The organism is Rhodopirellula sp. JB055 (assembly GCF_043100905.1).
Classification (GTDB): Bacteria; Planctomycetota; Planctomycetia; order Pirellulales; family Pirellulaceae; genus Rhodopirellula.
The window spans coordinates 1-2,815 of sequence record NZ_JBICHO010000510.1 but is presented as its reverse complement, the minus strand read 5'-3'; the positions used below and the strand labels follow the sequence as shown (position 1 = coordinate 2,815).

The following is a 2,815-nucleotide window of genomic DNA, read 5'->3' as shown; positions in this document are numbered from 1 at the left end:
CCATGGACGCTTGCAACCCAATCGCGAGCGTTTTCTGACTGGCCGAGAACCCTACCGCGATTTGTGTCTTGCGCCCCCGACCCAGGATCCAACGGGTGAACAGGATCCCAATCACCAAGCACACCAAGTGGATCACCGATGCGGCGGCAATCAGTTGAGCAAACACTGCCACACCGTCTTCCTCCGTGATCGAAACCAGCTTGTCAGCGGTGGTCACGGCACCGAACAACACCATGCTGAGGATGCCGCCCTGAGCAGTCCAAGACAAAGTCGGCTTGGTACGGTCTGCCCACTCGGACCATCCCCAATGCCGCATGCACTGGGCCAACGTCAACGGTGCCACCACCACCAATCCCAATTTAATCGCCTGATCGGCCAACGTCCGGCCACTCGTTGCGGCGGACTCTGCGTCGGTCCCCAAAGTTGATCCAGCAACCGACTGCAAACCACGAGTGAGCTCCGCCACCGCTTCGGTGTCTGAAACCAACCACCATCCCAGTGGAATCACACCGACACACGCGAGGTTGGTCACCACCGTGGTCAGCATCGGGATTGAATCATCCCCCCCGGCGCGGCGTGTCCACACCATCGCCGACGCGAGCGTGCAGGGCACCAACGACGCCACGTAGAACGACAACCTCCATTCAGGTGCGATCCATCCTGCGGTCCACCATGCAGCCAGCGGAACCGCCAACGTGCTCAGGCCGACCGAGGTCAACACCGCCACGGGCCGCCGCACCGCATCGGTCACCGATCGCAAAGGCAACGTCATGCCCGAGGCCCACATCACGGCGAACACTACCGCACTGCGAAGCCAATCCTGCTCCGCCACCGGTCGAAGATAGTCAGCGGCGGTGAATCCAATCGCGAACAAGACCGCCAACGTCAGAAGAAACCCGTGCCGTCGTCCCCAGGCAAAAATCGGTCTCATACGGATCAAGCCTGCGCGGCCGAGGCTTGCTGGGCTGCTTCGACCGCTTTCGCGATCACGTCACGCGATTTCTGGCAACCTTCCGCAGAGACCTTGTCTGCAGGCAACTTCCAATAACTCGGATTGAACAACTCCAGCGAAAACGTGCCGACAAATCCGTTGCGAAGCAACATGGAAATGGTGCCGACCAAGTCACACACTCCATCGCCCGGGTACACGCGATCTTTGTCGGCGATCACATCGATGCCGGGCTGAGCGGGATAGTCGTTGATGTGGAACAGCGGCATGCGTGAGGCCTCGATCATGCCCAGCGACGACATCTCATTGCCGCCTTTGTAGATGTGATAGAAATCCGGTAGTACAGCCGCGGAAGGATGAGCGGCGGCAGTGGAAACGTATGCCAACTCCGCCAGGCGATGCAGCACCGGAGAGAAGCCCCACAGTTCCAACAACGGCGTCACCCCCATCGTGTCGCCAAGTTCCAAGATGGCCCGATAACGTTGGCCGATCGTCTCCAGTGACGGTGCCCCCGCTTCGCCGAGTTCTTCCCTTCGATGAACTCCAATCGGTGGTGCTGCCATCTGCTTGCCACCCAGCGAAGCGACCAATTCCATGTCGCGTTTGGCTTCATCCAAACCGGCTTGGCGAGCCGCTGGATCATCGACGATCCAACGAGCGAATCCGATCGCACCGACGACCTTCAGACCCGCATCGTCGAGCTGTTTCTTGAGATCAGAAACGCTGCCGCCGCCGTCGACAAAGCTCCGCAGATCGCGAATCCACGGTTCGATGCCATCAAACCCAGCTTTGGCAACGACCTCGATTTGTTGTGGCACGGTCAGTTCATGACCTCGAAGCGTGCTGGTGTTCATCGCCAGAGGAGGCGTTGGAATTTCATCTGCCAACGAGTTCGTCGTCGCCAGCATCGCGGGTGAGTCGGACGCGAAAAGTTGCGAGGCGGGCAGTGCCCCGACGGTGGTGGCCGCCAACAACGCTTGGCGACGTGGAATGGTGTTCGACATCAAAAAAAGCTTTCTGGGGGATGAAAACCCACAGTGTATTTCAAATGAAGACCGAACGGACGGTTGATTTGCGTTCGCTCCTAGCGGAGCGGCGCGAGCCGCCCGGTTATCCTAAGTCGCTGCCAGCAGGTCGTAACTCCACTGCCGCGTTCGACCGCCAGCGGATGAGTCCGGCACAAATCGGACGCCGCCCATCAACTCGGTTTCCCGAACCACTTGTGTCTGTCCACGAACCGCACTGGCCAGCATTTTCTCAGACGTGTACTTGGTCCCGAGATCGGCGTCCGGGTGCTCCTTCGCATCCGCGGCCGTCATCCGAACGGCCCAATCAAACCGAACGACGGAAGACGCTTTGCCGTCCTCCGCGGAGCCCTCTGTTTCCAACACTTGCACGCTGACACTGAAGTGACTGCTGCCCGCACAGCCGACTCCCAGAATCGTTGGCACTCCTTCGATGGTTTCAGTTGACAACTGCTGAAGCGCAGGCGACGCCGGCCAATCCTCTTCGGACGAACCTTCTTCGCTGTGAGCTTCTAGCACTTCACCCGATTCGGACTGCCAGCGGACGACATGAGCGTAGCGATCCTGCTGCCACTCAAACCGAACTTGCAGACTCCCGTTGCCGGTTTGCAATTCGTGAGCAGGTGGCGTTGAAATGGATGGATTCATGGTTTGCGTTCCAGGTTGATAGACAAATGACTCAGGCGACTTCGACCGGTGAGGTTGCGAAACGCTGCACCAACCGCAGGCCGTCTCCCTGGCTCTTTTCAGGGTGGAACTGGGTCGCGATCATGTTACCTCGACGCACGGCAGCAAAAAACTCGCCGCCATAGTCACACGTCAGCGCGACCCAGTTCCACCC

3 protein-coding genes are annotated in these 2,815 nt (G+C 59.4%); all 3 read right to left on the bottom strand.

The window, feature by feature from the left end; genetic code table 11:
• Nucleotides 1-931: bile acid:sodium symporter family protein (locus tag ACF8AM_RS19995; protein ID WP_392557342.1), on the bottom strand; the 931-nt coding region annotated here is incomplete at its 3' end.
• 5 nt (nucleotides 932-936) lie between these two features.
• Nucleotides 937-1,803, bottom strand: coding sequence for a sugar phosphate isomerase/epimerase family protein (locus tag ACF8AM_RS19990; protein WP_392557343.1), 867 nt, complete (start codon nucleotides 1,801-1,803; stop codon nucleotides 937-939).
• A 261-nt stretch (nucleotides 1,804-2,064) separates the two neighbouring features.
• A complete protein-coding gene (locus tag ACF8AM_RS19985) occupies nucleotides 2,065-2,622 on the bottom strand; it encodes a hypothetical protein (RefSeq protein ID WP_392557341.1) in 558 nt (185 codons plus the stop codon).
• Nucleotides 2,623-2,815: the final 193 nt, after the last annotated feature.

Coding starts and splice junctions, on each gene's coding strand:
- ACF8AM_RS19990 (WP_392557343.1), bottom strand. CDS start 1,803: ATGAACACCAGCACGCTTCGAGGTCATGAACTGACCGTGCCACAACAA.
- ACF8AM_RS19985 (WP_392557341.1), bottom strand. CDS start 2,622: ATGAATCCATCCATTTCAACGCCACCTGCTCACGAATTGCAAACCGGC.